Below are 23,099 nucleotides of genomic sequence, written 5' to 3'. Positions count from 1 at the left end.
GATATAAGTGCTGACTCAATACCCACTATCTAATGACATATAGCGCCATTGCCGACGTCAGCAACGTGTTACTCGAGCTCCTGAAGGCAAACGCTGGCGAGCGGAGCCCCATCGGTTCGAATCGGATCGAGGTGGCGTCCCCCGACGACATCGACTCGCTCTCGAGTGTCGATATCACGCTCTATCCGTATCGGATCGAAACGGACACCGCGATGGGATCGGGCAGCCGAACCATCTCTGGGACAGCACGACAGGACCGGCCGCTGGCGCTTTCAGTACGCTATCTCGTGACCGCATACGCCGTCGACGACGGTGGTGAAAACGACGATACGGGACAGACGAATCCCTTCAAACGGCAACAGCGTCTCGGCGCAGCCCTCCAGCTGTTTCACGACAACAGTCGGATCGAGCCTGCCGACGCTCCCGCCCCGCTCGGCCAGGAGCAACCGCTTTCGATTTCGATCGTCGACGAACCAGTCGAGGAGGTACTGTCGCTGTGGTCACAGCTTTCCGACGTGAGCCACCAGCCGTCGGCGACGATCGAGGTCAGTCCAGTGGTGATCCAGTCACTGAACGAATCGGAATTTACCCGCGTTGAAGAACACGAGACGACGGTTGGCCGACGGTCGGAGACGTCCGATCGACACGCAGAATGAGTGGAATCCGTGGACCGACGGACCCGGGCGCGTGCCTACAGCAACTGCACGTCGTCGATCTCGAAGTGGCGCTCTGCGAGGGTGCGGGCGGCCTCGATCGTCCGCCCGTTGGTTCCGATCGCGACCCCGCGGTCGGCTTCGGCGACTTCAACGTAGGCGACGGTGTCGTTGTTCTCGCTGATCGTGACGTTGTAGACGGCTGCCGGCGCAAGCGCGTTCGCGACGAACGTCTCGGGATCGGCCGCGTCTTCGACGAGTCGCACCTGCGCGTCGACACGATCCTCGAACCGCTGGATCGTCCGGCCGTCAGGGCCGATCGCTTCGCCCATGCCGCCGCGTTCGACGACGATCAGGAGACTGTCGCCGCCGTCGGTGACGAGACAGTCGCGGCCGGCGACACCGGTGACGTCCTCGAAGGCGGCGAGATACTGCCGGGCGTCGTCGGCGAGCGTAACCCCCATCGATCAGTCGGCCTGACTGCTCCCGGAGGTAGTCGACCCCATCCGGAGGTCGACGTCGCCAGTTCCGAGTTTGATCGGCTTCCCGACGATGACGTTCTCCGTCACGCCGTCTAACTCGTCGATCTCGCCGTGGATCGCAGCGTTGAGCAGGTGGTTGACCGTCACCTCGAACGCCGCACGAGCGAGCACCGAGTCCTTCGAGCCCGAGATGCCGTGGCGACCGATCGACTCGATCTCACCGCGGTTGGTCATCATGTCCGCGACGAGCATCAGGTGGCGGACGTTGACGTCGTCAAGCCCCTGCTCTGCCAGCGTGTTGTTCGTCTCCTCGATGATCGCTTCGCGGGCCGCCTCGATACCGAGGTTGCGCCTGATCTCGTGGATGTTGTTACACGTCGTCCGCGAGGCGTCGACGCCTTCGATCTCCAGGACGTCGCCAAAGGCCGACCCCTCAGTGTAGAGGACGAACTCTTCGCTGCCGTCGTCCATTTCCTCACGGCGGATAACGACCCGAGAGATGTCCTCGATGCCCTTGAACGTGATATCGCGCAGCTCCTCGACGAGCTGGAGGAGATCCCGATACGAGGGTTCCTCCGGGCCAAACTCGATCTGGGTTCCTTGCTGGATCGTCTTGACACCCAGCGAATCCTCGATGATTTCGGCGACTTCCTCGGGCGTAATCAGCCGCTCTTTCAGCGTGTCCTCGTTGAGCGAGATCTGGACGCGCATGTCCGCGACGTTCGTCGAGACGTCACCCAGCGCGAGGATCTTGGTGGCTTCGATCTTCCAGACGACCTCGTGGGCGCGCTCGCGCTCGGTAGCGTAGTCGCCCTCGAGGTAGACGGTCATCATCGGCGTGTCCGGCGTTTTCCGGGCGTCGACAAGCTCGATGAGGCGGGGCAGCCCCTGGGTCACGTCGATCTCTGCGACCCCCGCGTAGTGGAACGTGTTCATCGTCAGCTGGGTCCCCGGTTCGCCGATCGACTGGGCGCTGACGGTGCCGACGGGATCGAGCGGATCGACACGGGTATCGAGGTAGCGGGTCTCGACGGCCTTTGCGAGTTCGTCGGCGTCCTCGACCGTCGCGTCCTCGCGGGCCTCGAGCGTCTCGTAGACCTCGTTTTTGAGTCGCCGTGGCAGATCGGTGTCCTCGACGACCGCGATGGTGTCGTCGTCGACGTCGTAGTCGACTTCAGTCATCGGAGGTCACCTCCGTGCCCTCGGCAAGGCGATCGTCTGCGTGTTCCGAGAGGTTGGTCGGCCGCGGCCGCGAGCCGAGGAACTCCTGTTTGTCGGCTTCGGACTCGAACTCGGAGTCGAGCACGCGGCTGGCGATCTGGTCGACGTCGATGTTGTTCTCCTCGCCGGAGGAGACCTTGACGGGCGAAGTGCCGTCCTCACCGAACTCGAACTGGACGATCGTATCCGAAGTGTCCCGGACGGTGCCGTCGTATTGGGTCTCGAGTTCGGAGAGGGCGTTGATAAGGCGGCGCTGCAGGTAGCCGGACTTGGAGGTTCGGACTGCAGTGTCGACCAGCCCCTCGCGGCCACCCATCGCGTGGAAGAAGAACTCCCGCGGGGTCAGGCCGCTCGTATAGGAGTTCTCGACGAAGCCGTGGGCTTCCGCCGAGAGGTCGTTGGGCTCGTAGTGGCTGAGGGTCCGGTCCTCGTAGCCACGGTTGATTCGCTCGCCACGAACTGCCTGCTGGCCGACCGCACCGGCCATCTGGGTCAGGTTGAGCATCGACCCACGTGCACCGGAGTTGGCCATGACAACCGCTGGGTTGTCGTCTTCGAAGTGGTCGTCGGCGATGTTCCCGGCATTGTCACGCGCACGGGAGAGCGTCTGCATGATCTTCATCTCGAGGGTCTCGTCGATCGTCCGACCGGGGAGACTCTCGAGTTCGTTGCGCTCGTAAGCCTCGATCAGCTCTTCGACGCGGTCGTTGGCGTCCTCGAGGGTCTCGTCGATGCGTTCCTGGGCTTCCTCGGGGATGGTCTCGTCGTCGATCCCGATCGAGAACCCGAAGTGCATGATCGCCCGCATCGCCAGCGTCGAGACTTCGTTGACGAAGATCCGGGCACGCGTGTTGCCGTAGATCTTCGTGATCGTGTCGACGATCTCGCCGCCGAACTCGCCGACCTCGTCCTCGGCGATGGTCCCCTGGAGCAACTGGCCGTCTTCGATGACGACCTCGTCGCCGACAGTGCCGGTAAACTCGAGGTTCAGGTCGTCGGGCAGCAGTTCGGAGAAGACGTCGTAGCCGGTCCAGAACGGCTTGCCGTCGTCGTCGACGCCGCTGGGTTCCGGCAGTTCGTCGATCCGGGTCGCTCGCAGCAAGTCAAGCGCCTGCGTCTCGTTGAACCGCGGGTTGTCGTGGGTCAGCAGGTACATCCCACTGATGTGGTCCTGAATCGCCCCGATGATGTTCTCACCGAAGCGCGGCGAGAGCATCTGTTCTTGCACCCGCATGAGCACGCGTGCCTCGGCGCGAGCCTCCTCGTTTTGCAGCGCGTGCATGTTCATCTCGTCGCCGTCGAAGTCTGCGTTGTACGGTGGACAGACGACGGTGTTGAGCCGGAACGTCTTGTACGGCATGACCACGACCTCGTGGGCCATGATCGACATCCGGTGGAGCGACGGCTGGCGGTTGAAGATGACGATGTCGCCGTCGATCATGTGCCGGTTGACTTCCCACCCAGCCTTGACCTTCTCAGCGAGTTGCTCGCAGTTCTTCTCGGTCACCTTCAGCCGACGGCCGTCCGGCCGACGGACGTAGTTCGCGCCGGGGTGGGCCTCGGGGCCGTTCGAGACGAACCGACGGGCGTCCTCGAGATTGCGTTCGGTGACGTTCATCGTCTGGGTCATCTCTTTGGCGACCCGATCCGGCACACCGACCTCGTTGAGCGAGAGGGTCGGGTCCGGCGAGATCACAGTACGTGCAGAGAAGTTCACACGCTTCCCGGACAGCGAGCCACGGAAGCGACCCTCCTTGCCTTTCAGGCGCTGGGAGAGGGTCTTGAGCGGCCGGCCAGAGCGGTGCCGTGCCGGCGGCGTGCCCGAAATCTCGTTGTCCATGAACGTCGTGACGTGGTACTGCAGGAGTTCCCAGAGGTCCTCGATGATCAGCTGGGGCGCACCGGCTTCGCGGTTCTCCATGAACCGCTGGTTGATCCGGATAATGTCGACCAGCTTGTGGGTCAGGTCGTCCTCGGAGCGCTGCCCGTTGTCGAGCGTGATCGACGGCCGTGCAGTGACCGGCGGGACGGGGAGGACGGTGAGGATCATCCACTCCGGACGGGAGCGCTCGGGGTTGATCCCGAGTACCTCGATGTCCTCGTCCGGAATCGCCTCGAACCAGTCCCGGATGTCGCTGGGCATCAGCTTGTTCGTGTCCTCCTCGGTGAGGTCGATGTCCAGGGCCTTCTCGATGGCCTTGCGCTGACTCTCTCGCGGACGGAACGAGCCCGAGAGGATCTCGTTGACCCGGGTGAGGTCGATCTCGGTTTTCTCGGCGAGTTCGTCCGGCGTCGTTCGCTCGACGTCTGCCTCCTCGTCGCCCTGCATCGCGCCGGCGATGCGCTGGGAGTACTCGCTTGTAAGAACCTGCTGGACCTCGTAGTAGGTGGTCGGCTTCTCGTGGTCGATATCGTACTGGATCTCGCCACAGAACGGACAGCGATCCTTCTTGCGTGCCTGCCGGATCGCGGCCTTCGTCACGTCGTTGAGGTCGCGACTCAGTTTCCGAGATTCCTCGAGTTGGTCGCGGAACTCGTCGCGCTCGTCTTCGGTCAACAGCAGCCGGGAACACTCCCGACAGGTTCCCCGCAGGAGTCGCCGAATGAGCTTCGTAAAGCCGACGTGGATGACCGGCGCGGCCAGTTCGATATGGCCGAAGTGGCCGTTACAGGAACCCGAGTGCTTGCCGCAGGTCTTACACTCGAGGCCGGGGTCGATAACGCCCAGCCGCGGGTCCATCAGCCCCATGTCGATGGGGAACCCGTCGTCGTCGTAGGTGTCGGCCGTGATGATCTTCGTCGCGCTCATCTCCCGATACTCCTCGGGCTCCATGAGCCCGAAGGAGAGTTGCCCGATGTCTTTGGGTGTCGTATCTTGCATGGTTTAGACGGCGTCCTCCAGTTCGAGTCGCGGTGCGATACCCAGCGCTTTCATCTCGTCTAAGAGGAGCTTGAACGCGTAGCTCATCTCGATCTCGTGGATATCGGTCTCCTCGTCGCAGTTCGGACAGTAGACACGCCGTTGTTCGACGTTTTCGACCGCGCTCATGCCACAGTTTGCACAAATGTGGATGAACTCACGGTCGGACTCGTCTAAGAGTCGTTCCTTCAGCGTCATGGCCGCCCCGTGGCCGATGAACACGTCGCGTTCCATCTCCCCGATTCGGAGGCCACCCTCGCGGGCACGACCCTCCGTCGGCTGGCGGGTCAGCACCTGCACCGGCCCGCGCGAGCGGGCGTGCAGCTTGTTCGAGACCATGTGGTAGAGCTTCTGGTAGAAAATGACGCCGACGAAGATCTCGGCCTCGATCTTCTCGCCAGTGACCCCGGAGTACATGGTCTCCTTGCCGGCCGAATCGAAGCCGGCGTCCTCGAGTCCCTCACGAAGCTCGTCTTTGTCTTCGCCGAGGAACGGCGTCCCGTCGACGCGACGGCCCTCCATCGCGCCGAGTTTGCCGCCGATCATCTCGAGGATGTGGCCGACGGTCATCCGCGACGGCAGCGCGTGGGGGTTGACGACGAGGTCAGGGACGACGCCTTCCTCGGTAAACGGCATGTCCTCCTGGGGTGCAAGGTGGCCGACGACCCCCTTCTGGCCGTGTCGCGACGCGAACTTGTCCCCGAGTTCGGGGATCCGCTCGTCACGAACCGAGACCTTCGAGAGTTTCGAGCCGTCCTCGCCTTCCATGAGGGTGACGGTGTCGACGATGCCCGATTCACCCGAACGCATGGTGACGGAGGTCTCACGGCGTTTCTGGGGCGAGAGCCCGCCCATGTCGTCGGGTTCCTCGAGGAATCGCGGCGGCGAGGTCTTCCCGAGAAGGACAGAGTTCTCGTCGACTTTCGTCTCGGGGTTGACGAGGCCGTCCTCGTCGAGATGGGCGTAGGCTTCCTCGCCACGGGCACCGCGGACGTCCTGGCTCGGAATTTCGAAGCGGTCTTCCTGGCCACCAGGGTAGCGGCGTTCCTCGCCCTCATACGTGCGGAAGAAGTGCGAGCGTGCGAGCGCACGCTCGACGCTGGCTTTGTTCATGACCAGCGCGTCCTCGATGTTGAACCCTTCGTAGCTCATCACGGCGACGACGAAGTTCTGTGCGGCCGGCCGCTCGTCGTAGCCGATCTGTTCGGTCGTCTGGGTCTTGACCATCGAGAGCTGCGGGTAGTGCAGCAAGTGCTGGCGCGTGTCCGGCCGGATCCGGTAGTTCGCGCTCGGCAGGCCAAGCGACTGCTTGATCATCCCTGCTCCCATCGTAATACGCGGCGAGGCGTTGTGTTCGGGGTAGGGGATCATCCCCGCACCGATCGAGAAGATCAGCGACGGGTCGATCTCGAGGTGGGTGTGTTTCTCGGTGAGATCGTCCTCGTCCACGGCCACGAGGATGTCCTCTTCTTCCTCGGCGTCGATGAACTCGATGTAGCCGTGATCGACGAGGTCCTCGAACTCGAGGTCACCGTCTTTGAGCGCCTCGATCTCCTGTTCGGAGATGCGGGGTTCACCGTCCTCGACGACCAGAAGCGGCCGGCGTGCGCGGCCGGCGTCGGCGTTGACGATCACTTCGCGAGTGCGCTCTTTGACCGAGACGTTGACCATCTCGGAGACGTCGCCGATGCGTCGCGCTTCGCGGATCTGTTCGGCTAATTCGTGTGGATCTGGGTGGGTCCCCACCAGCGACCCGTTGACGTAGACTTTCGCCTCTCGTTGTTGGCTGCTCATGATTTAATCGTCCCCTGCTGCAGTCGTCCGTTCGATACCCTCGAGGCCGGGAATACCCTCGACCCCCATCGATGCCAGTTCGCGTTTGAGCTCCTGTTCGTCCTCGACGTTCTGAGAGAGTTCCATCGACTGGGCGAAGTTCTTCACCAGCCCACAGTTGGGACCCTCCGGCGTTTCGGAGGGGCCGATGCGACCCCACTGGGTCGCGTGTAAGTCCCGCGCCTCGAAGTGGGGCTGCGAGCGCGACAGCGGGCTGCGCAGCCGTCGAAGGTGCGAGAGCACGCCCATGAAGTCAGTCCGATCGACGAGCTGGGAGACACCGGAGCGGCCGCCGACCCAGTTCCCCGTCGCGATCGGGTGCTCGAGTCGCTCGGTCAGCACGTCCGAGCGAACGACCGTGTTGACCGAGAGCTGGCGGTTCCGCATGTTGGCGCGCTCGAGCTGGTATTTCACGTCCCGTGCCAGCTTGTTCAGTGCGGTCCGGAACAGGTCTTTCATCAGGTCGCCGGAGACCTTCAGGCGCTTGTTCGCGTAGTGGTCTTTGTCGTCGGATTCGCGCCGTCCGAGTGCGAGTTCGAAACAGGCCTCGGCCATCCGACAGAGGTAGTGGGCCTTGTTGATGCGGACGTCTTCTTCCTCGACGCCATCCTCGTGGAGATGGGGGAGGAGATATCGGTCGATGACGTAGTTCGCACGCTTGAGCTGGTAGTTTTTGCCCTGCCCGGAGGCAACGCGCTTGCCCAGTGCCTCGATGGCTTCCTCCTCGGTCTGGACCTCCGCTTCCTCCAGATTCTCGAGCATGTACTTGACGACCTCGGGGTCGTTCGAGACCTTGTGGACGATCTCCTCGTCCGATTCCAGTCCAAGCGCACGCACGAGCGTCACGAAGTTGATCGAACCCGACACCGACGGGAACGAGACCTCGAGCAGGCCATCGCGCGTCCGCTCACACAGCACCAGGGCGCGGTAGCCACGGCGCTGGGAGAACGTCTTGGCGACCTGAATCTCGTCACCGTATTTGGTGTCGTACTCGGCAAGGATCTTGTTCGGAGCGAGGTCCTCGCTGGTCATGAGCACTCGCTCGGAGCCGTTGACGATGAAGTAGCCGCCGGGGTCGGCGGGGTCTTCACCGATCTCGATGAGTTCTTCGTCGGAGAAGCCGGCGATGTTACACTTCTCGGAGCCGACCATGATCGGCATCCGACCGATCTTCGTTTCCGTCGAGTCGACGACCCGCTGGTCGCCCTCCTCGCCTTTGACGATGGACATTTCCATGAACACCGGCGCGGAGTAGGTGATGTTGCGGAGCCGAGCCTCCTGGGGATAGAGCAGTTCTTCGGACCCGTCGGCTTCGCGAACCCGCGGCGTGACGACGCGGACGTCGCCCAGTTCGACGTGGACCGGCTCCTCGCCTTCCTTGTCGCCGATGTCCGTGTCGATCGTCGCCTTCTCGTCGACGACTTCCTGCATGCCTCGGTTGAGGAAGGCGTTAAACGAGCGATAGTGGTGTTCGGCGATCCGTTCCTTCGAGAAGTATTCGCGCGAGATCTCTCGACGTTCGTCGCGATCTAGTTCCATTGCCATTTATTCTACCACAAGTCGGTATACCACTGCCTGATCGGTTGTTCGTGAGTCTCGGACGATTTTGATCACGTCGCCGACCTCGGCCTCGTCCGGAAGGGCAGGGTCGTTGCGCTTGATCTTCGGTAAGTCTGTACGATCGATGTTGTATTCGGAGAGCACCTCCTCGAGTGTGTCCTCCTCGAGGACGGTGTGCTCCGGAACCAGTTCGTGTTGGCTTACGTCTACCATGTGTGGGTGTGCGTGTGCGTGTCGGCTATCTGGAGAGAAGCGGCTGTCACGAGATACTACAGGCAGGTAGCGGTGGGAGGCATTTAACCGTTACTAACTCGAGGCACAAGCAGGGCTACCCGGCCAGACGAACCAGACCGGAATCGTCGATCACACTCGAATGTATCCGGTTCTCAGTTATATTCCTTATGGGTCGTGTGAGTTTATGACATGAATGTGTGTCGGAGTGGCCGAAATCATGGCGCGGCGGGCCGTACCATACGGCATCCGATTGAAAAGCCTTAATACTATCACCGGGAAAGAAAGCATTGCAAGCCCGGGTGGTGTAGTGGCCCATCATACGACCCTGTCACGGTCGTGACGCGGGTTCAAATCCCGCCTCGGGCGCTTCTTCGATTTCTATTCCGTGAGCGACCAGCTTTGCTGTGTCGCAACCATCCGAAATCGAAGAACGGCGAATCTGGATTCGAATCCTGCCAGTCGCGCACAGCGAACGGAGTGAGCGAGCACGTCTGGCTCTGGTTCAAATCCCGCCTCGGGCGCTTTCTCAAAATTCAAACTCCTGAGCAACTGGGTTTGTTGTCTGCCAAACAGTCATACTCGAGCAGTATCCGGAGTGACAATCGTTCGAGGAGGGTGCGAAGCGAGTTCGCTTCTGACCAGACTGCATTGCCCATCGCAGTTGTGTTCAGTTACCAGTAATTTCTGGTGGACATTGTGGCGTGTATACTCTCAGCATAATTGAACAATGGTCAGCGGTCGAACTCGAGGCGAGGCCTGACGTTATGTTAGCAAAGCAGAAGAACGAGTCGAGAACACAACCCTTAATACTATCACCGGGAAAGAAAGCATTGCAAGCCCGGGTGGTGTAGTGGCCTATCATACAACCCTGTCACGGTTGTGACGCGGGTTCAAATCCCGCCTCGGGCGCTTTCTCGAAATTCAACATCGCGAGTAGTCAGCTTGCTGTGTTGCGAGTATCCTGACGTCGAGAAATCCTGCCTCGAGCGTTTCTTCAATTCAGTTAGTGGATAGTCTAACCCGTACCAGTTCATTTTGACTCGCTTCTGAGGTTCAGTTGTCACTCTCGCACTCGAACGAACGATACGTGACAGAGGAGAGCTGCCGGCCTGAGCGAACAGCCGTGCTATCGAGTTCGAGGTCGCCGTGACTGCGCCCCAAGTGTCTCGTCCCACTCGATCCAGTCTTGTTCCCAGCCGCGACGTGATTCGGCGCGTCGCTGCGCTCGTTCGCGGTCCTCTCGGGCCATCCGGTTTCGTTCGACTGCCCCCGACTGCTCACCCTCGACGAGCAGCGGCTCGAGAGTGATCGGATCGAGTTGCTCGAGCTCACCAGCGGCCGAGATGACCGCAAGTCGCTGTCGCTGCGTGCCACGCGGGAAGACCAGCCGCCCGCCCTCGGCGAGTTGCTCGCGGAGCGCACGTGGCGGGTCGACGACGGCCGCCTCGAGGAGAATCCGGTCGAACGGCGCGTACTCGGGGAGACCGTTCGCGCCGTCGCGGCAGTCGACGAGAACGCCATCGTAGCCGGCCGCCGCAAGGTTTCGGCGCGCTTCGACGACCAGCGGACGGGAGATGTCGACGGCGTGGACGTTTGTCTCGCCGACGATTTCGGCTGCGACGGCGGCCGTGTAGCCGACGCCGACGCCGACGATCAGCACCGTCTCGTCATCCTCGAGTGCCAGTGCCTGCAGCAAGCGAGCGGCCGTGCTGGGCGAGAGAACACGGGTCCCAAGCGCTTCGTGCTCGCGGTCCGCGTAGGCCGTCCGTTCATCGTCGAGAAACGCGTGGCGAGAAACGTCACGCATCGCGACGGAGACGGTTTCGTCCGTGAGAACGTTCTTTGGCGCGGCCTCGAGGCCGTCGACCATGTCCTCTCGCAGTACCGCGAGGTCCATAGACTAGCTATCGGATCGGCAGTAATCAATGGCGCGCTTGTGCGGCCTCGGGGATCGCATACATCTCAACGAACCGAACATACTATGATCGATTCGCTCGCGTGAGCTACCCAGCCAGTTCATCGCATCGACGTGTGGTATAACAGGCTTGGTACCCGCTCGTGGAGGATCTCGTCACTGTCGAAGACGAAACGGGACAAAAAGCTGCTCGAGAACCGCCTTGTCCAAACGTGAATAGAGCGTTCAGGGGCTCGTGAGCCCTCACGGCTCACGTCGGTCTGGTCTTACCAGGCCGACCAGGCGCTGCTCTGCTCGTCGTAGGCGTAGACACGCTTGATGTCCTTCGCGAAGGCGGTATCGCCCTCCACCTCGAAGCGGTCGCGCTGGTAGCCCGACGCGTCATCGCGAACGACGAAGGCGTCGATCTCGAACTCGTCGTCGCCGAAGCTCTCGACGTCGCCGACCTCGAACGCGTAGTCGCCGGGGACGTGGACCGTGATACTTCGGCTGTCGTCTCGCGAGCCGTCCTGTGGGTGGACGGTGACGTTGACCGCCACGTTGTCGACCTCGCGGGTCCAGACGGTCTCGATCTCGTCGACGGGTGCCTCCTCGACACGCTTCTGGCCGTCGAGTTCGACGCTCGTCACGCGAACGGTCGAGAGCACTTCCTCGGTCTCGAGGATGAACTCGTCGCCGACTTCGACGGTCTCGTCTTCGGGAGCGGTGACGTTCGCCGTGAACGACTCGCCGCCCTGGGAGACGACCACGTCGAGGGTGACCTCGCGTTCGGTGTCTGGCTGGATCTTGTGGACGTGACCACACTCGCTGCAACGAACGGTCAGGGTACCGCCGCCCGTCGTAAGTACCTCGTGGACCGTCTCGAGGTCCGGCGAGCAGGAAGGACAGGGGGTCGGAACCCGATCCGGTATATCGCTCATAGGCCATTCTAGATGCTACGCACCTAAAAGGCGATTGAACCCGTCGTCGCCGCCGTGTCACTAGTTGCCCCGATACGAACTCGCGAACGGATCGCGGTTCGCCAGGAACTCTGACAGCAAACCGTCTCAAGCGTCGTCCGCAACCGGCAGATCGACAGGCTCGCCGTCGGCGAGGACAGTCGGCTCGCGGATGATGCCGTCGAGGTGGATCGGCGCGTCCGTCTCACCGCCGATGCCCGCATCGTCGCCGATCGCGATATGAACCGTACCGCCGGCTTTCTCGTCTAACAGGACCGAGCCGACGAGTTCTGTGACAGCAACGTTGGTCCCGATGCCCAGTTCCGCGAGGTTGTAGGCGGCGTCGCCGACCTCGTCTGCCGCGTTCGCGACCGTCTCGCGGATCTCGTCGTCCGAAATGTGGGTGACGAGGCCGTCCTCGACCTCGAAGGTGAGCTGGTGGCCGTCCTCGAGCAACCCGTGGGGACGCATCGTCCCGTCGACGACGAACGTGCCATCCGCGGTCGTGGGACTGATGAACACCTCGCCAGCCGGCAGGTTCGACATGTCGCCGGGCTCGTGGACGATCCCGGTGTCGGCGAGCCACTCGCGGTCACCGACACCGAAGGTGATGTCGGTGCCGGCGTCGGTCGTGACACGGATCTCGTCGGCCCCGGCGACCTGCTCGCGGACCGCCTCGCAGTGGGCCGCGATCGAGTCGTAATCGGCGTCCAGCCCGGCCGTGAAGACATCCTCCGTGATGCCGGGAAGCGTCGCAACCCGCGCCCCGGCCTCGTTAGCGTTGGTTCGAGCGCGGGTGTGGCTCAGGCTCTTTGTCGTCGGCGCGAGCACGACATCGGCACCGGCCATCGCCGCCGCCACCGGTTCAGGTGGCTCGCTGCCGTGGGTCTCGCCAGGCGGATAGCGGACGATCGCGGCATCGTCGGTGACCTCGCTTGCGACGTCGTAGAGCGCTTCCCCGATCGGAACCCGTTCGTCGTCAGTGATGATCACACACGACTCTCCCGCCTCGAGTCCCAGACACTGGTGGACGGCCGTCTCCGCCGCGGCGTGAAGTGCTGTCATAGAGGAGTGTGTGGCGAGCGGGCCGATATGTCTTGCCCTCAGACGGTCTGCTCTACCACGTCCCGGTGGGACCACAGAGCGGTCGCGGTCCCACCAGAACTGACTGACGGGAGGCCGTCTCGATCGCGCTCGCGGCGTCTCGAGCAGTGTGAACGGCTCCCGAGATCGCCCTCGAGAGGGATTGAGAACTTCGATTCGAGTAAGAATCGACCGCGAGTCCTCGAAACGATTATCCCGCTCGGTGGTCCACTCCCGGGTATATGCTACAGGTCGCCATCAACGGCTACGGTACGATCGGCAAACGCGTCGCGGACGCCGTCCGCCAGCAACCCGACATGGAGGTACTCGGCGTCGCGAAGACGCGTCCGAACTTCGAGGCCGAAACAGCGATCGACAAGGGATTCTCGCTCTACGCGGCCGTCGAGGAGCGCGAACACCTGTTCGATGAGGCTGGGCTCGAGATCGCAGGGCCAGTCGAGGATCTCGTCGACGAGGCCGACGTCGTCGTCGACGCCACGCCGTCGGGGATCGGGGCCCAGAACAAGGAACTGTACGAAGAATACGACACCCCGGCGCTCTATCAGGGTGGCGAGGACGCCGACCTCGTCGACGTGAGTTTCAACGCACGCTCGAACTTCGCCGACGCCGCCGACGCCGATCACGTCCGCGTCGTCTCCTGTAACACGACCGGGCTCTCGCGGGTCATCTCGCCGCTGCGAGAGGCTTACGGCGTCGAAAAGGTCCGCGCGACGCTGGTCCGGCGTGGCGGCGACCCCGGCCAGACCGACCGCGGCCCGATCAACGATATCCTGCCGAACCCGGTTACGATCCCCTCCCACCACGGTCCCGACGTCGAGACCATCTTCCCCGACCTCGATATCGACACGCTCGGGATGAAGGTACCCGCGACGCAGATGCACATGCACAGCCTGAACGTCACGCTCGAGGAGGAAGTCGACGCCGACGACGTCCGCGAGCTGTTCGCCGACGAGTCGCGGCTGTTCCTGATCCCCGAACGGATGAACATCGACGGCAGCGGCAAACTCAAGGAATACGCACTCGACGCCGGTCGGCCCCGCGGCGACCTCTGGGAGAACTGCATCTGGGAAGAGTCGATTTCGACGGTCGGGAACGACCTGTATCTCTTCCAGGGAATCCACCAGGAAAGCGACGTCGTCCCCGAGAACGTCGACGCGATCCGTGCCGTCACCGGCAGCGCCGACGCCGAAGAGAGCATCGAGCGGACCAACGAGACGCTCGGCGTCGGACTATAGACGCCGTTTGCTCTCGAATCAACGGACAGAGTTATAGTAACGACAGAAAGTTTTTGCCATCCGATACCCTAGGCTCCCCCATGCGCCGAGACGACCGCGACGAACCCTTCGACGACCTGTTTCGCGAGATCGAACGAATGATGAACGAAATGATGAACAGCACGAACGCCAACATGGATTTCGACTCCGCACGAGACCCTGACAGCGGCTTCGGCATGGACACCCACGTCGACATCCACGAGACCGACGAGGAAATCCGCGTCGTCGCCGACCTGCCAGGCGTCGAAAAGGACAACATCGACCTCGAGTGTGACGGCAAGACCCTGACCATCTCCGCCGAAAGCGAACACCGCCAGTACGACGAACGCGTCTCCCTGCCGACCCGCGTCAACGAACACACCGCCGCCGCAACCTACAACAACGGCGTCCTCGAGGTCGTCTTCGATCGCGCGGAGAGTTCCTCGGATATCAGCCTCGAGTAACTGAGCCGTCGCGGTCGCAGTCTTGATTTCGATTTCACGCTCGATCAGCAACGCTGCGAATCGCAGCCGCCAACCGGTCGTAAAACCCCGCGTCGTACTTCGTTTCCTCGTCGATCGTCGGCCGGGCGTTCGTCTCGTTGACGACCAGCCGATCGCCTGTCTCGAGCAGATCGACGCCCAGAAACGGAATCGCGAGTTCGGCGGCGACCGATTCGACGAGTTCGCGCCAGGACTCGGGGAGATCGACCCCCGTTGCCTCCGCGCCGCGGTGGACGTTGTGTTTCCACTGGCCCTCACGCACTGCCTCGTCGGGTAGCCGGCGCTCGACCGCGCCGACGCACTCGCCCTCGAGGACCATCACGCGGTAGTCGGTCGCGTCGGGCAGATATTCCTGCACCAGAAACGACTGGTCGCCGGTTGCCCGATAGTCGTGGACCAGCGAGAGGTAGTCACAGATTCCCAGAAACGAATCGAGATCGTGTGCCTTCGCGACGCCGACGCCCCGTGTCGTCGAGTTCGGCTTGACCACGACCGGCGGCTCGAAGCGCTCGAAGACCTCGATCAGTTCGGTCTCCGAGACGTCGTTCGAGACGTAGACGGAGTCAGGAACCGGGAGCCCGCCTCGCTCGAGTCGGGCCAACACCTCGGCTTTGTTCCGCGAGGTCAACACGGTCTCGTGGTCGTTGAGCCACGGGATCTCGAGCAACGCGTCAGCAACTCCCCCTTCCATGAGTCGGCCGGGATAGACGAAGCCGACGTCGTAGTCGTCGGGCTCCCACGGCGGATCGCCGAGCGCGACCGTACGCTCGCGCACGGGCACGTGGTGAACTTGTATGCCTCGTTCGGCCAGCGGCTCACGCATCCGCCGGAACGTCTCCTGGTCGTTGGCGACTGCGAGGTCGATCATAGGCATATTCGGGAGTAGATCGGCAAAAAGGTGCTCGAGACGAGACTCTCGAACTCGAGCTGCCGGTGGCCGGGAGTGCGGCTCGAGTACCACGAGAGACGCACGACTCGGGGGAGGGCAGGCAGTTCACCGATACTGACCGCGAGCGAACGAAAGCGTGGCGCTACGCGCCGCGGAAAGACGAACGGCCGACGGCCGTGAGTCAGTGAGCGAGCGGGCCGACGACCGATGCGAACGAGCGACGCTCAGGAGCGAGAGAACGGAGGGAGGAGTGCTTTTGGTCCAGCTTTTACCGAGTGACAGCGCGTCGTGCAGCAGCAACGCTGCTGTCGACGCGAAACGAACGCAGTGTAAAAGGTGGTTTCTAGGCGATCAGCTTCTCTTCGCCCTTCTCGACGACGACACGGCACGGCGGCGAGATCTTGTTGTAGGCACGTCGGAGCGCGTCCTTGGCGAAGTCAGCGTCGTCGACGTCACACCAGATCGTGAAGATGCGCTCGCCGGCGTCGATGCGGGCTGCGGTGCCGACGATCTTCCCGAATGCCTGGCGCATCCCGTCGGAAACACGGTCTGCACCCGCACCCGTCGCCTGCTTGTTCTCCCGAATGACGTGGTGGGGGAACTTGCGCAGGATCATCGTGTAGTTGCCCTCGCCAGCGTTCTTGAGCATATGACGGTTCGCGGAGAGGCGCGACGCCTCGAGGCTTCCGTGGCGGATCTGGACCTCTTCTTCGGTGATGAGGCTGATCTGGACGGGGTAGTCTTCGGCGTCCGCCGAGGTGTCGCCCATCTTGTGCTGTGCGATCTTCGAGCCCGGGATGCCAGTGATGTATTCGCGGCGCGTATAGGCCGGCTTACTGATCTCCCGGTACATGGAGGCAGGCTTGTCTGACATGGTTGTGGTTACTTGTGAAAACGGAAGCCCACCGCGCGGATAAAGGCTTCGAAGCGCCGCGTCGGCCGTTCCGGGACTGTCCGCACAGTAGGTCCGCTGTCGCGTCCCTTCTGATACTGCTGGACAGAACTACGTGAAGCCGGTCGCACGTATGCGGCCGTCACCTGGGGACGGCCGCAAATTCGCGACCGGCTTCGTATTGACTTCTGTCCAGTAGTATGAATGCCGGCGACCCCGCGAACCATGTCGCTGGGCAGGTCAGCAGCCAGCGAGAGAACGAAGCGATGAAACTACCGACCACCGGATGCATCTCACCCTGCAAGCGGTGTATGAACCGGTTTGGCCGGTCGTCTCAGTTGTTCCGACGGGTCGAGTCGGTCGCGACGTAGGTGGCGTCGGTCTGCTCGACGAGTCCCTGACTCGCAAGCGAGTTGAGGACGCTCAGGATCGCCAGTTTCGGCAGCCCCAGCGACTGGTGGAGGTCGGTCGCGGTCGCGCCCTCGGATGCCTCGAGATAGAAGTAGACGAGTTTCGCCTGCGCGGAATCGAGTTCGGACGGGATGCCGGTCGGGTGAGCGGTGTCGTGGGTCAGTTCCATCATCGTACCAACACAAACCACGAACTGGTGTATAAATCTATGGGGTAGAAAGTATATAGTGGCTAGTCCATATTATGGTGGTTATATTTGTCAAAGGACAATGGTCACAAGTGTCATGCTCAGTACCACAACGGGAGGCGGCTCGATCCGACTCGAGCGAATCCAGATCGTGCGAGCACCACGCTGCAGACAGCGGCTGTGCTGTCGGTTCGACGGCGTGTTTAAGGGTTCGCCGCCGCAAGGGGACTGTATGAGAAGCTTCCGGATCGGGTCCTTGTTCGGCATTCCGATCAAGCTAGATCTGACGTTCCTGCTGGTGCTCCCGCTGTTCGCGTACCTCATCGGGTCACAGATCGAAGAGGTCGCGGGATTGCTCAACGACGGGCTCACCGCAGGAATCAATATCGGAGCGATTAGCGTTGGCTTGATGCCATGGATCCTCGGGCTGACTGCGGCGGTCGGCCTATTCATCGGCGTCATCCTCCACGAACTCGGACACTCGTTGACCGCCCAGCGGTTCGGATTTCCGATCGACTCGATCACGCTCTGGCTATTCGGCGGCATCGCTGCTTTCTCGGAGATGCCCGAGAACTGGCGTCAGGAACTGACCATCGCGATCGCTGGCCCGATCGTCAGCGTCCTGCTCGGCGTCGGCTCCTACGCACTCTTCTCCGTGATCCCTGCCAGTCTCAGCGGTGCGCGATTCGTCTTCGGGTATCTGGCTATCCTCAACGTCGCACTCGCGATCTTCAACATGTTGCCCGCGTTCCCGATGGATGGCGGCCGAGTACTACGAGCACTACTGGCCCGCAACCAGCCATACGCACGGGCGACCCAGCAAGCCGCCAGTATCGGCAAACTGTTTGCCATCGTGATGGGACTGTTCGGCCTCCTCTCGTTCAACATCATCCTCATCGGCGTCGCCTTCTTCGTGTTCATCGCCGCCTCGAGTGAGGCCCAGCAGGTGACGATGAAAGCCGCCTTCCAGGACATCACCGTCAGCGACATCATGACGCCAGTGAGTGACCTCCACACAGTCGATCCCGAGACGACTGTCGCAGAATTACTCCAGCGGATGTTCACCGAGCGCCATACGGGGTACCCGGTCGTCGAGAACGAATCGCTCGAGGGCGAACGGCTCGTCGGCCTCGTGACGCTGGGTGACGCCCGCGAGGTTGCGCCAGTCGAGCGCGATGCATACTCTGTCAGGGACGTGATGACGACGGATTTAGAGACGATCACGCCCGATTCGGACGCGATGACGGCCATCGAGCGGATGCAAAAACACGATATCGGCCGCCTGCTCGTCGTCGAAGACGACGATCTCGTTGGGCTGATCTCGCGAACCGACGTGATGACCGCGCTCGATATTGCCCAGCAAAGCGGTGCGTCCGCCTTCTCTGGTCGGCCACGAACGGCAAACTGAGACCGTCGGGCGAACCGATTCGCCACCGATCGTGAGGGGCGGAAACATACCTGTTGCAGTGGGGAATGCTGCGAACAAACGGTTTAACCGTAACCGGAGCCGACCCTGTATCGATGCCACCGGCCATCGAGACTGTCGATCTCGTTAAAGAGTACGGAGAGCTACGCGCCCTCCAGGAACTGTCGCTGACTGTCGAGGAAGGCGAGTTCTTCGGCCTGCTCGGTCCGAACGGTGCAGGGAAAACGACCTTTATCAATACGCTGGTCGGACTGGTTCGCAAGACCGGCGGCGAGGCACGCGTTTTCGGCTACGACGTCGAAGACGATTACCAGCAAGCCCGCGACGCGATCGGGGTTGCCCCACAGGAGTTCAACGTCGACCGGTTTTTCCCGATCCGCGAAGTCTTGGAGCACAAAGCCGGCTATCACGGCGTTCCCGCGGACGAGGCCGCCGAACGAGCCGACGAAGTGCTCAAACGCGTCGGGATCTACGACAAGCGAAACGAGCGTTTCGACTGGCTCTCCGGCGGGATGAAACGACGCCTGTTGCTCGCACGAGCCCTCGTTACCGACCCCGATCTGCTGATCCTAGACGAGCCGACCGCCGGCGTCGACGTCCAGCTTCGCCACGACCTCTGGGAGCTCGTGACCGAACTCAACGAAGAGGGGACGACGATCCTGCTGACCACCCACTACATCGAGGAGGCCGAACGCCTCTGTGACCGCGTCGCGATCATGAACGAAGGGCGGAAAGTGACCGTCGCGACCCCGGACGAACTGAAAGGACGTGGAACCGACACGATCGCCGTCGGCCTCGAGTCGACGCCAGCCAGCGCACCCGAACTCGGCCCCTACGCACACGAGACGACGCTCTCCGGGGATCGACTCGAGGTCCGTGTCGACGACGGCGGCTCGATCGCCCCGCGCTTGCTCAACGACCTCGAAGCGCGAGGCTACGAGATCGCCGACCTCGAGATCACCCGGACCTCGCTCGAGGAGATCTTCGTCGACCTGACCGAGCGCGAGGACCGCTCCGTGACCCGCTCGACGGCCGAGAGCGCAAGCGACAGTGACGAGTCCGAAACGAGCGAAACGGACACCCCGCCGAAGCGAGAACAGGAGGGAGTTGCCTGATGTCCGCAGTCGGCTTCCGCGTGCCCTTCCGACGCGAGGTGTTCGAACGACCTCGAGAACGCAGCGTTCTCGAGCTGTCACGGTCGCTGGAACGAGTATATAAGAAACACAGAACATTCAACATTTCTTCAAAGGTGATCAAGCATGAGCGTTGCCAGTAGACAGCTACAGTCGCTAATCAGACGCGAAGTACTCCGATTCGTTAGACGTCCGTACAACACGTTCCTCCCCCCATTGATAACAAACGTGCTCTATTTCTCCGTCTTTGGGGTGATCCTCGGAAGTAGAATCGGGACGATCAGTGATGTGACCTATATCCAGTTCGTGTTGCCCGGTCTGGTCGTACTGGGTGCCATATCGAATGCCTTCGAGAACGCGTCGTTCAGCATTTTCCACGGGAGGTGGAACGAGTACATCCACGAAGTCATAACATCTCCCCTGTCACACAGTTATACGGTTGCCGGATACGTGCTAGCAAGCGCACTTCGCGGCTTCATCATTGGTGGTCTGATAATCGGAGTTGGCTTTCTCTTTACGTCAATTCCGTTCGCTCACCCACTCTACCTGGTTAGTTTCGGCGTCGTAACGACGACCCTCTTTGCCGGGCTTGGAGTTATCGGTGGGCTGTTCGCAGAAGACTTTGACCACCTGACGGTCATGAATCAATTCCTGCTCCGACCGCTGGTGTTCTTTGGAGGAGTGTTCTATTCATTAGACCAACTCGACGGGCTGGCCTACACCGCCTCACTGCTCAACCCAATGGTCTACATGGTCAACGGAGTCCGATACGGAATGCTGGGAATGAGTGAGATCAACCCGAATACATCTCTCGTCGTGCTTACAGCTGCGACTGTAGTCGTTCTCTTTATCAACTTATTATTATTCAAGCGAGGGTTTGGAATTACTGATTAGCAAAATCGTCTACGCTGCGAGCATGATACGTAGACAACACCCGCTCTGAATTTCCCACTATTCGCAGCAATCTCCGTCGAGCACCCACCTCTACCTGCTCGCCACGCTGGTCTGCTTCGGCGCGGTGTTTTACTGCCTCGAGACGCTGCCAGGGAGCTGGCAGCAGGGTTCATTGAACCCCCTGGTGTTGATCGTCGACAGCGTCCGAGATGGCGTCCTCGACGACTCGGATTTGGTTTGGATCGCACCAGCGAGCTATGAGGGGTCGCCCCGTTGTTGTCGCTCGCCGCGCTCACCGTCGTCGTGGGGATCGAGATCTATCTGTTCAAGACTGGTCACAAATTGAAAGGTTGACAGTTGAGACGGAATGGAACGTAACCGTTTTGACGACCATTGCGCCTGTGTCTCATATGGGCACGGATCAAGACGTCCTCGAAGACTTGCTCGCCGGCAACCAGCGCCACGTCGCCGGCCTCGCCGACGACCACTTCGCCGACGTACAGGACGGGCAACAGCCTGCCGTCGTCTCGATTTGCTGTTCGGACTCACGTGTCCCACAGGTCGATATGTGGGACGCCGACGAGCCCGGGACAGTCTTTACACCCAGCAACATCGGCAATCAGGTCTGGGACGAAGTCGACGGCGACCAGATCGTCAACGGCGGGCTGCTGTACCCGATCGCACACGCCGGCACCGAGGTCGCAGCCGTTGTCGGCCACACCGGCTGTGGGGCCGTCACCGCCGCCTACAACGTTGCGACCGGTGGCGACATGCCCGGCCCGCAGGGGGTCGACAAATGGGTCGACCTGCTCGTGCCGGTCGTCGAGGAGGCCATCGAGAGCGGGCAGGTCGACACCGACGCTGACGACGAGACGGTCATCAACCAACTCGTCGAGTACAACGTCGACACACAGGTCCAGTTCCTTCGCGAGGCCGCGGACGTCCCCGACGACGTCGCCGTCTACGGTTTCGTCTACGACTTCCAGGGAATCTACGGCGACGACGGCGGCCGCACGTATCTCGTCAACTACGACGGCGAGACCGAGACGGACGTGATCGCCGAGCAGATCCCCGACGAGTACGCCGACGCGGTTCGTCGGCTGCTCGCGTAAGCAGGCATCACAGCGGGCGGCGACACCACCCTTCGGCGTTCTCCTGAACCGAGCGTCGGTACCGTTTTGCTGATCGCGTCGAAACGACATCACATGCGACAGTATCTCGAGTCCGATCTCGGCTTCTACTACGCCGTCGGTATCTTCGTCATCGCAGTATTCGTGTTGGGGATGGCGGCGGTTGCCATTATCGACCCCGACGGCGTGGGCACTGTCGAACTCGTTGGGCTCGCGGGCGGGTTTTTCGTGTTTATGCTGGTGTATTTTATCTCGGTCTCAGTCCAGCGACTCGAAGACGGCGAGAACGTCTGAGACGGGTTCCCTGGCATACCAGAACGGTCGATCGCGGGCCTATCGGCACTGACCGACAGCAGTCCGTATCAACGGTCGAAAATCGTCGAAACCCGGCCGAGAGGGCCTGCAGAAACTAATTTCGAAATATGATCCGATTCGGAGGGTTTATCAGTCCCCGGACGTTCTCTTTAGAAGCAATGGCGAAAGGAACCGTTGATTTCTTCAACGACACTGGCGGCTACGGATTCATCGAGACTGAGGACGCGGACGACGACGTTTTCTTCCACATGGAAGACATCGGCGGCCCGGACCTGGAAGAAGGACAGGAGCTCGAGTTCGACATCGAGCAGGCCCCCAAGGGCCCGCGCGCGACGAACGTCGAGCGCCTGTAAGGCGGAATTCGTACGGTATCGACTCTTGACTGCAGTATTTTACACCCCTGAGCGATAGCGCCGTCGTCGGTGACGGCACACCACGAGAGCTTCTAGTGGTTAGTGTATCGACACGATAATAGGTACGTCCAGCGACAGGTCATCTATGACGATCCTGACGACGATGGGCCCCACTGAGTACGCCGTTTTGCTGTTCAACCTCGTCTTCTTGTGTGGCATCATTGGCGGCCTGTGGTATCTCTTTGCAAGGCTGCGACGTCTGCTGTAGCGAGAGCGCAGCCAGCGGCCGACCCGGACGATTTTGTGGCTCCGGCACCGACTCGAGGTATGACCGAGCCAGTCCTGCGACGGAGCGACGAGATCGAATACGACCCGGTCGACGCAGCCGACGGCCTCGAAAAAGGCGTCCTGCTCAACGACGACCACGGCGCGCCGAACTTCGCGATCCGGCGGTTCGTCCTCGAGGCCGGCGGCGAGGTCCCGAAACACACCAACGAAGTCGAACACGAACAGTACGTCCTTGCGGGCGCGTACACGGTAGGTATCGGCGACGAAACCTACGAGGTCGAAGCCGGCGACTCGTTGCTGATCCCCGCTGGGACGGTCCACTGGTACCGCAACGACGGCGACGAGCCGGGCGCGTTCATCTGTGCGGTTCCGAACGGCGATGACGAGATCCAGTTGCTCGAGTAACGCTGCTCGTCCGCAGTCGCCAGTCCTGCTGCCGACGACGGGAATCACTGCCGCCTGATTCGTATAGGCACATCCCGGACGTGTCCCGCTAGCCGGCGATCAGTACGACGAGAGTCGAGAAAGACAGCAGTCTCCGCAGCCGATGGCTGCGATCGAAATC

Annotated in this window: 22 protein-coding genes and 2 tRNA genes; 12 read left to right on the top strand and 12 right to left on the bottom strand. The window is 61.7% G+C overall.

Annotation, left to right across the window (positions count from 1 at the left end; translation table 11 throughout):
• The first annotated feature begins 32 nt into the window (after nucleotides 1-32).
• The gene (locus BDK88_RS05465; protein WP_130499503.1) at nucleotides 33-656 is read left to right on the top strand and encodes a DUF4255 domain-containing protein; all 624 of its coding nucleotides are present in this window, start codon (nucleotides 33-35) and stop codon (nucleotides 654-656) included.
• A gap of 35 nt (nucleotides 657-691) precedes the next feature.
• Here BDK88_RS05465 and BDK88_RS05460 read toward each other — a convergent pair whose 3' ends face one another.
• Genes BDK88_RS05460 through BDK88_RS05435 form a run of 6 tightly spaced genes read right to left on the bottom strand, consistent with a single transcriptional unit; the run spans nucleotide 692 to nucleotide 8,882 of the window.
• Entirely contained in the window at nucleotides 692-1,117 is a 426-nt protein-coding gene (locus tag BDK88_RS05460; protein ID WP_130499502.1) for a NusA-like transcription termination signal-binding factor, read from the bottom strand.
• A 3-nt stretch (nucleotides 1,118-1,120) separates the two neighbouring features.
• Nucleotides 1,121-2,317, bottom strand: a complete 1,197-nt coding sequence (gene rpoA2, locus BDK88_RS05455) for a DNA-directed RNA polymerase subunit A'' (RefSeq protein WP_130499501.1) — start codon at nucleotides 2,315-2,317, stop codon at nucleotides 1,121-1,123.
• Nucleotides 2,310-5,237, bottom strand: a complete 2,928-nt coding sequence (locus BDK88_RS05450) for a DNA-directed RNA polymerase subunit A' (RefSeq protein ID WP_130499500.1) — start codon at nucleotides 5,235-5,237, stop codon at nucleotides 2,310-2,312. Before BDK88_RS05450 ends, rpoA2 begins: the two co-directional genes overlap by 8 nt.
• Before the next feature lie 3 nt (nucleotides 5,238-5,240).
• A complete protein-coding gene (rpoB, locus tag BDK88_RS05445) occupies nucleotides 5,241-7,070 on the bottom strand; it encodes a DNA-directed RNA polymerase subunit B (protein ID WP_092933226.1) in 1,830 nt (609 codons plus the stop codon).
• A gap of 3 nt (nucleotides 7,071-7,073) precedes the next feature.
• Complete coding sequence (locus BDK88_RS05440) at nucleotides 7,074-8,654, bottom strand: DNA-directed RNA polymerase subunit B'' (protein WP_092933228.1); 1,581 nt, start codon at nucleotides 8,652-8,654, stop codon at nucleotides 7,074-7,076.
• A complete protein-coding gene (locus BDK88_RS05435) occupies nucleotides 8,655-8,882 on the bottom strand; it encodes a DNA-directed RNA polymerase subunit H (RefSeq protein ID WP_008008677.1) in 228 nt (75 codons plus the stop codon).
• Nucleotides 8,883-9,196: 314 nt separating this feature from the next.
• On the opposite strand from BDK88_RS05435, the gene BDK88_RS05430 reads away from it, so the two are divergent.
• Both BDK88_RS05430 and BDK88_RS05425 read left to right on the top strand, forming a co-directional pair.
• Nucleotides 9,197-9,269, top strand: a tRNA-Asp gene (locus tag BDK88_RS05430).
• Between the two features lie 470 nt (nucleotides 9,270-9,739).
• A tRNA-Asp gene (locus BDK88_RS05425) sits at nucleotides 9,740-9,812 on the top strand.
• A gap of 217 nt (nucleotides 9,813-10,029) precedes the next feature.
• Here BDK88_RS05425 and BDK88_RS05420 read toward each other — a convergent pair.
• The 3 genes from BDK88_RS05420 to BDK88_RS05410 all read right to left on the bottom strand — a co-directional run bounded on the left by BDK88_RS05420 (nucleotide 10,030) and on the right by BDK88_RS05410 (nucleotide 12,821).
• On the bottom strand, nucleotides 10,030-10,800 hold the full coding sequence (locus BDK88_RS05420; RefSeq protein ID WP_130499499.1) for a protein-L-isoaspartate O-methyltransferase family protein: 771 nt from the start codon (nucleotides 10,798-10,800) through the stop codon (nucleotides 10,030-10,032).
• Between the two features lie 284 nt (nucleotides 10,801-11,084).
• A complete protein-coding gene (locus tag BDK88_RS05415; protein WP_130499498.1) occupies nucleotides 11,085-11,738 on the bottom strand; it encodes an HVO_0476 family zinc finger protein in 654 nt (217 codons plus the stop codon).
• Nucleotides 11,739-11,864: 126 nt separating this feature from the next.
• Nucleotides 11,865-12,821, bottom strand: a complete 957-nt coding sequence (locus BDK88_RS05410) for an aminopeptidase (RefSeq protein ID WP_130499497.1) — start codon at nucleotides 12,819-12,821, stop codon at nucleotides 11,865-11,867.
• Nucleotides 12,822-13,081: 260 nt separating this feature from the next.
• Between BDK88_RS05410 and BDK88_RS05405 the strand changes: the two genes are divergently transcribed.
• Together BDK88_RS05405 and BDK88_RS05400 are read left to right on the top strand one after the other, a co-directional pair.
• Nucleotides 13,082-14,095: a type II glyceraldehyde-3-phosphate dehydrogenase gene (locus BDK88_RS05405; RefSeq protein WP_130499496.1), complete on the top strand. Its 1,014-nt coding sequence runs from the start codon at nucleotides 13,082-13,084 to the stop codon at nucleotides 14,093-14,095.
• An 80-nt stretch (nucleotides 14,096-14,175) separates the two neighbouring features.
• Nucleotides 14,176-14,577 (top strand): Hsp20/alpha crystallin family protein, encoded by a 402-nt coding sequence (locus BDK88_RS05400; protein ID WP_008008669.1) that lies wholly within the window; start codon nucleotides 14,176-14,178, stop codon nucleotides 14,575-14,577.
• Nucleotides 14,578-14,611: 34 nt separating this feature from the next.
• Here the strand turns inward: BDK88_RS05400 and BDK88_RS05395 are convergent, their stop codons facing one another.
• The 3 genes from BDK88_RS05395 to BDK88_RS05385 form a co-directional block, all read right to left on the bottom strand.
• Nucleotides 14,612-15,484: an ATP-grasp domain-containing protein gene (locus tag BDK88_RS05395; protein ID WP_130499495.1), complete on the bottom strand. Its 873-nt coding sequence runs from the start codon at nucleotides 15,482-15,484 to the stop codon at nucleotides 14,612-14,614.
• Nucleotides 15,485-15,848: 364 nt separating this feature from the next.
• On the bottom strand, nucleotides 15,849-16,379 hold the full coding sequence (locus BDK88_RS05390) for a 50S ribosomal protein L16 (protein WP_008008667.1): 531 nt from the start codon (nucleotides 16,377-16,379) through the stop codon (nucleotides 15,849-15,851).
• 352 nt (nucleotides 16,380-16,731) lie between these two features.
• Nucleotides 16,732-16,977 carry a helix-turn-helix domain-containing protein gene (locus BDK88_RS05385; protein ID WP_130499810.1) on the bottom strand — a complete coding sequence of 82 codons (246 nt, stop codon included), beginning with the start codon at nucleotides 16,975-16,977 and terminating at the stop codon, nucleotides 16,732-16,734.
• 250 nt (nucleotides 16,978-17,227) lie between these two features.
• Between BDK88_RS05385 and BDK88_RS05380 the strand changes: the two genes are divergently transcribed.
• The 7 genes from BDK88_RS05380 to BDK88_RS05350 all read left to right on the top strand — a co-directional run bounded on the left by BDK88_RS05380 (nucleotide 17,228) and on the right by BDK88_RS05350 (nucleotide 22,939).
• Entirely contained in the window at nucleotides 17,228-18,403 is a 1,176-nt protein-coding gene (locus BDK88_RS05380) for a CBS domain-containing protein (RefSeq protein WP_130499494.1), read from the top strand.
• 113 nt (nucleotides 18,404-18,516) lie between these two features.
• Nucleotides 18,517-19,536, top strand: coding sequence for an ABC transporter ATP-binding protein (locus BDK88_RS05375; protein ID WP_130499493.1), 1,020 nt, complete (start codon nucleotides 18,517-18,519; stop codon nucleotides 19,534-19,536).
• A gap of 144 nt (nucleotides 19,537-19,680) precedes the next feature.
• Nucleotides 19,681-20,448, top strand: coding sequence for an ABC transporter permease (locus BDK88_RS05370; RefSeq protein ID WP_130499492.1), 768 nt, complete (start codon nucleotides 19,681-19,683; stop codon nucleotides 20,446-20,448).
• Between the two features lie 410 nt (nucleotides 20,449-20,858).
• On the top strand, nucleotides 20,859-21,560 hold the full coding sequence (locus BDK88_RS05365) for a carbonic anhydrase (RefSeq protein ID WP_130499491.1): 702 nt from the start codon (nucleotides 20,859-20,861) through the stop codon (nucleotides 21,558-21,560).
• A 93-nt stretch (nucleotides 21,561-21,653) separates the two neighbouring features.
• The gene (locus BDK88_RS05360) at nucleotides 21,654-21,872 is read left to right on the top strand and encodes a hypothetical protein (protein ID WP_130499490.1); all 219 of its coding nucleotides are present in this window, start codon (nucleotides 21,654-21,656) and stop codon (nucleotides 21,870-21,872) included.
• Nucleotides 21,873-22,051: 179 nt separating this feature from the next.
• On the top strand, nucleotides 22,052-22,246 hold the full coding sequence (locus BDK88_RS05355; RefSeq protein WP_005554588.1) for a cold-shock protein: 195 nt from the start codon (nucleotides 22,052-22,054) through the stop codon (nucleotides 22,244-22,246).
• A gap of 327 nt (nucleotides 22,247-22,573) precedes the next feature.
• Nucleotides 22,574-22,939 (top strand): cupin domain-containing protein, encoded by a 366-nt coding sequence (locus BDK88_RS05350; RefSeq protein WP_130499489.1) that lies wholly within the window; start codon nucleotides 22,574-22,576, stop codon nucleotides 22,937-22,939.
• The last annotated feature ends 160 nt before the right edge of the window (nucleotides 22,940-23,099 follow it).

The organism is Natrinema hispanicum (assembly GCF_004217335.1).
In the GTDB taxonomy this organism is placed as follows: domain Archaea; phylum Halobacteriota; class Halobacteria; order Halobacteriales; family Natrialbaceae; genus Natrinema; species Natrinema hispanicum.
This window is presented reverse-complemented; position numbering and strand designations above follow the sequence as displayed.

What these genes read in the sequence shown, in the direction of transcription:
- BDK88_RS05400 (WP_008008669.1), top strand. Translation starts at nt 14,176, where the DNA reads ATGCGCCGAGACGACCGCGACGAACCCTTCGACGACCTGTTTCGCGAG.
- BDK88_RS05410 (WP_130499497.1), bottom strand. Translation starts at nt 12,821, where the DNA reads ATGACAGCACTTCACGCCGCGGCGGAGACGGCCGTCCACCAGTGTCTG.
- BDK88_RS05365 (WP_130499491.1), top strand. Translation starts at nt 20,859, where the DNA reads ATGGGCACGGATCAAGACGTCCTCGAAGACTTGCTCGCCGGCAACCAG.
- BDK88_RS05450 (WP_130499500.1), bottom strand. Translation starts at nt 5,237, where the DNA reads ATGCAAGATACGACACCCAAAGACATCGGGCAACTCTCCTTCGGGCTC.
- BDK88_RS05420 (WP_130499499.1), bottom strand. Translation starts at nt 10,800, where the DNA reads ATGGACCTCGCGGTACTGCGAGAGGACATGGTCGACGGCCTCGAGGCC.
- BDK88_RS05415 (WP_130499498.1), bottom strand. Translation starts at nt 11,738, where the DNA reads ATGAGCGATATACCGGATCGGGTTCCGACCCCCTGTCCTTCCTGCTCG.
- BDK88_RS05385 (WP_130499810.1), bottom strand. Translation starts at nt 16,977, where the DNA reads ATGGAACTGACCCACGACACCGCTCACCCGACCGGCATCCCGTCCGAA.
- rpoA2 (WP_130499501.1), bottom strand. Translation starts at nt 2,317, where the DNA reads ATGACTGAAGTCGACTACGACGTCGACGACGACACCATCGCGGTCGTC.
- BDK88_RS05465 (WP_130499503.1), top strand. Translation starts at nt 33, where the DNA reads ATGACATATAGCGCCATTGCCGACGTCAGCAACGTGTTACTCGAGCTC.
- BDK88_RS05370 (WP_130499492.1), top strand. Translation starts at nt 19,681, where the DNA reads ATGAGCGTTGCCAGTAGACAGCTACAGTCGCTAATCAGACGCGAAGTA.
- BDK88_RS05360 (WP_130499490.1), top strand. Translation starts at nt 21,654, where the DNA reads ATGCGACAGTATCTCGAGTCCGATCTCGGCTTCTACTACGCCGTCGGT.
- BDK88_RS05440 (WP_092933228.1), bottom strand. Translation starts at nt 8,654, where the DNA reads ATGGCAATGGAACTAGATCGCGACGAACGTCGAGAGATCTCGCGCGAA.
- BDK88_RS05375 (WP_130499493.1), top strand. Translation starts at nt 18,517, where the DNA reads ATGCCACCGGCCATCGAGACTGTCGATCTCGTTAAAGAGTACGGAGAG.
- BDK88_RS05390 (WP_008008667.1), bottom strand. Translation starts at nt 16,379, where the DNA reads ATGTCAGACAAGCCTGCCTCCATGTACCGGGAGATCAGTAAGCCGGCC.
- BDK88_RS05395 (WP_130499495.1), bottom strand. Translation starts at nt 15,484, where the DNA reads ATGATCGACCTCGCAGTCGCCAACGACCAGGAGACGTTCCGGCGGATG.
- BDK88_RS05350 (WP_130499489.1), top strand. Translation starts at nt 22,574, where the DNA reads ATGACCGAGCCAGTCCTGCGACGGAGCGACGAGATCGAATACGACCCG.
- BDK88_RS05405 (WP_130499496.1), top strand. Translation starts at nt 13,082, where the DNA reads ATGCTACAGGTCGCCATCAACGGCTACGGTACGATCGGCAAACGCGTC.
- BDK88_RS05460 (WP_130499502.1), bottom strand. Translation starts at nt 1,117, where the DNA reads ATGGGGGTTACGCTCGCCGACGACGCCCGGCAGTATCTCGCCGCCTTC.
- BDK88_RS05355 (WP_005554588.1), top strand. Translation starts at nt 22,052, where the DNA reads ATGGCGAAAGGAACCGTTGATTTCTTCAACGACACTGGCGGCTACGGA.
- rpoB (WP_092933226.1), bottom strand. Translation starts at nt 7,070, where the DNA reads ATGAGCAGCCAACAACGAGAGGCGAAAGTCTACGTCAACGGGTCGCTG.
- BDK88_RS05435 (WP_008008677.1), bottom strand. Translation starts at nt 8,882, where the DNA reads ATGGTAGACGTAAGCCAACACGAACTGGTTCCGGAGCACACCGTCCTC.
- BDK88_RS05380 (WP_130499494.1), top strand. Translation starts at nt 17,228, where the DNA reads ATGAGAAGCTTCCGGATCGGGTCCTTGTTCGGCATTCCGATCAAGCTA.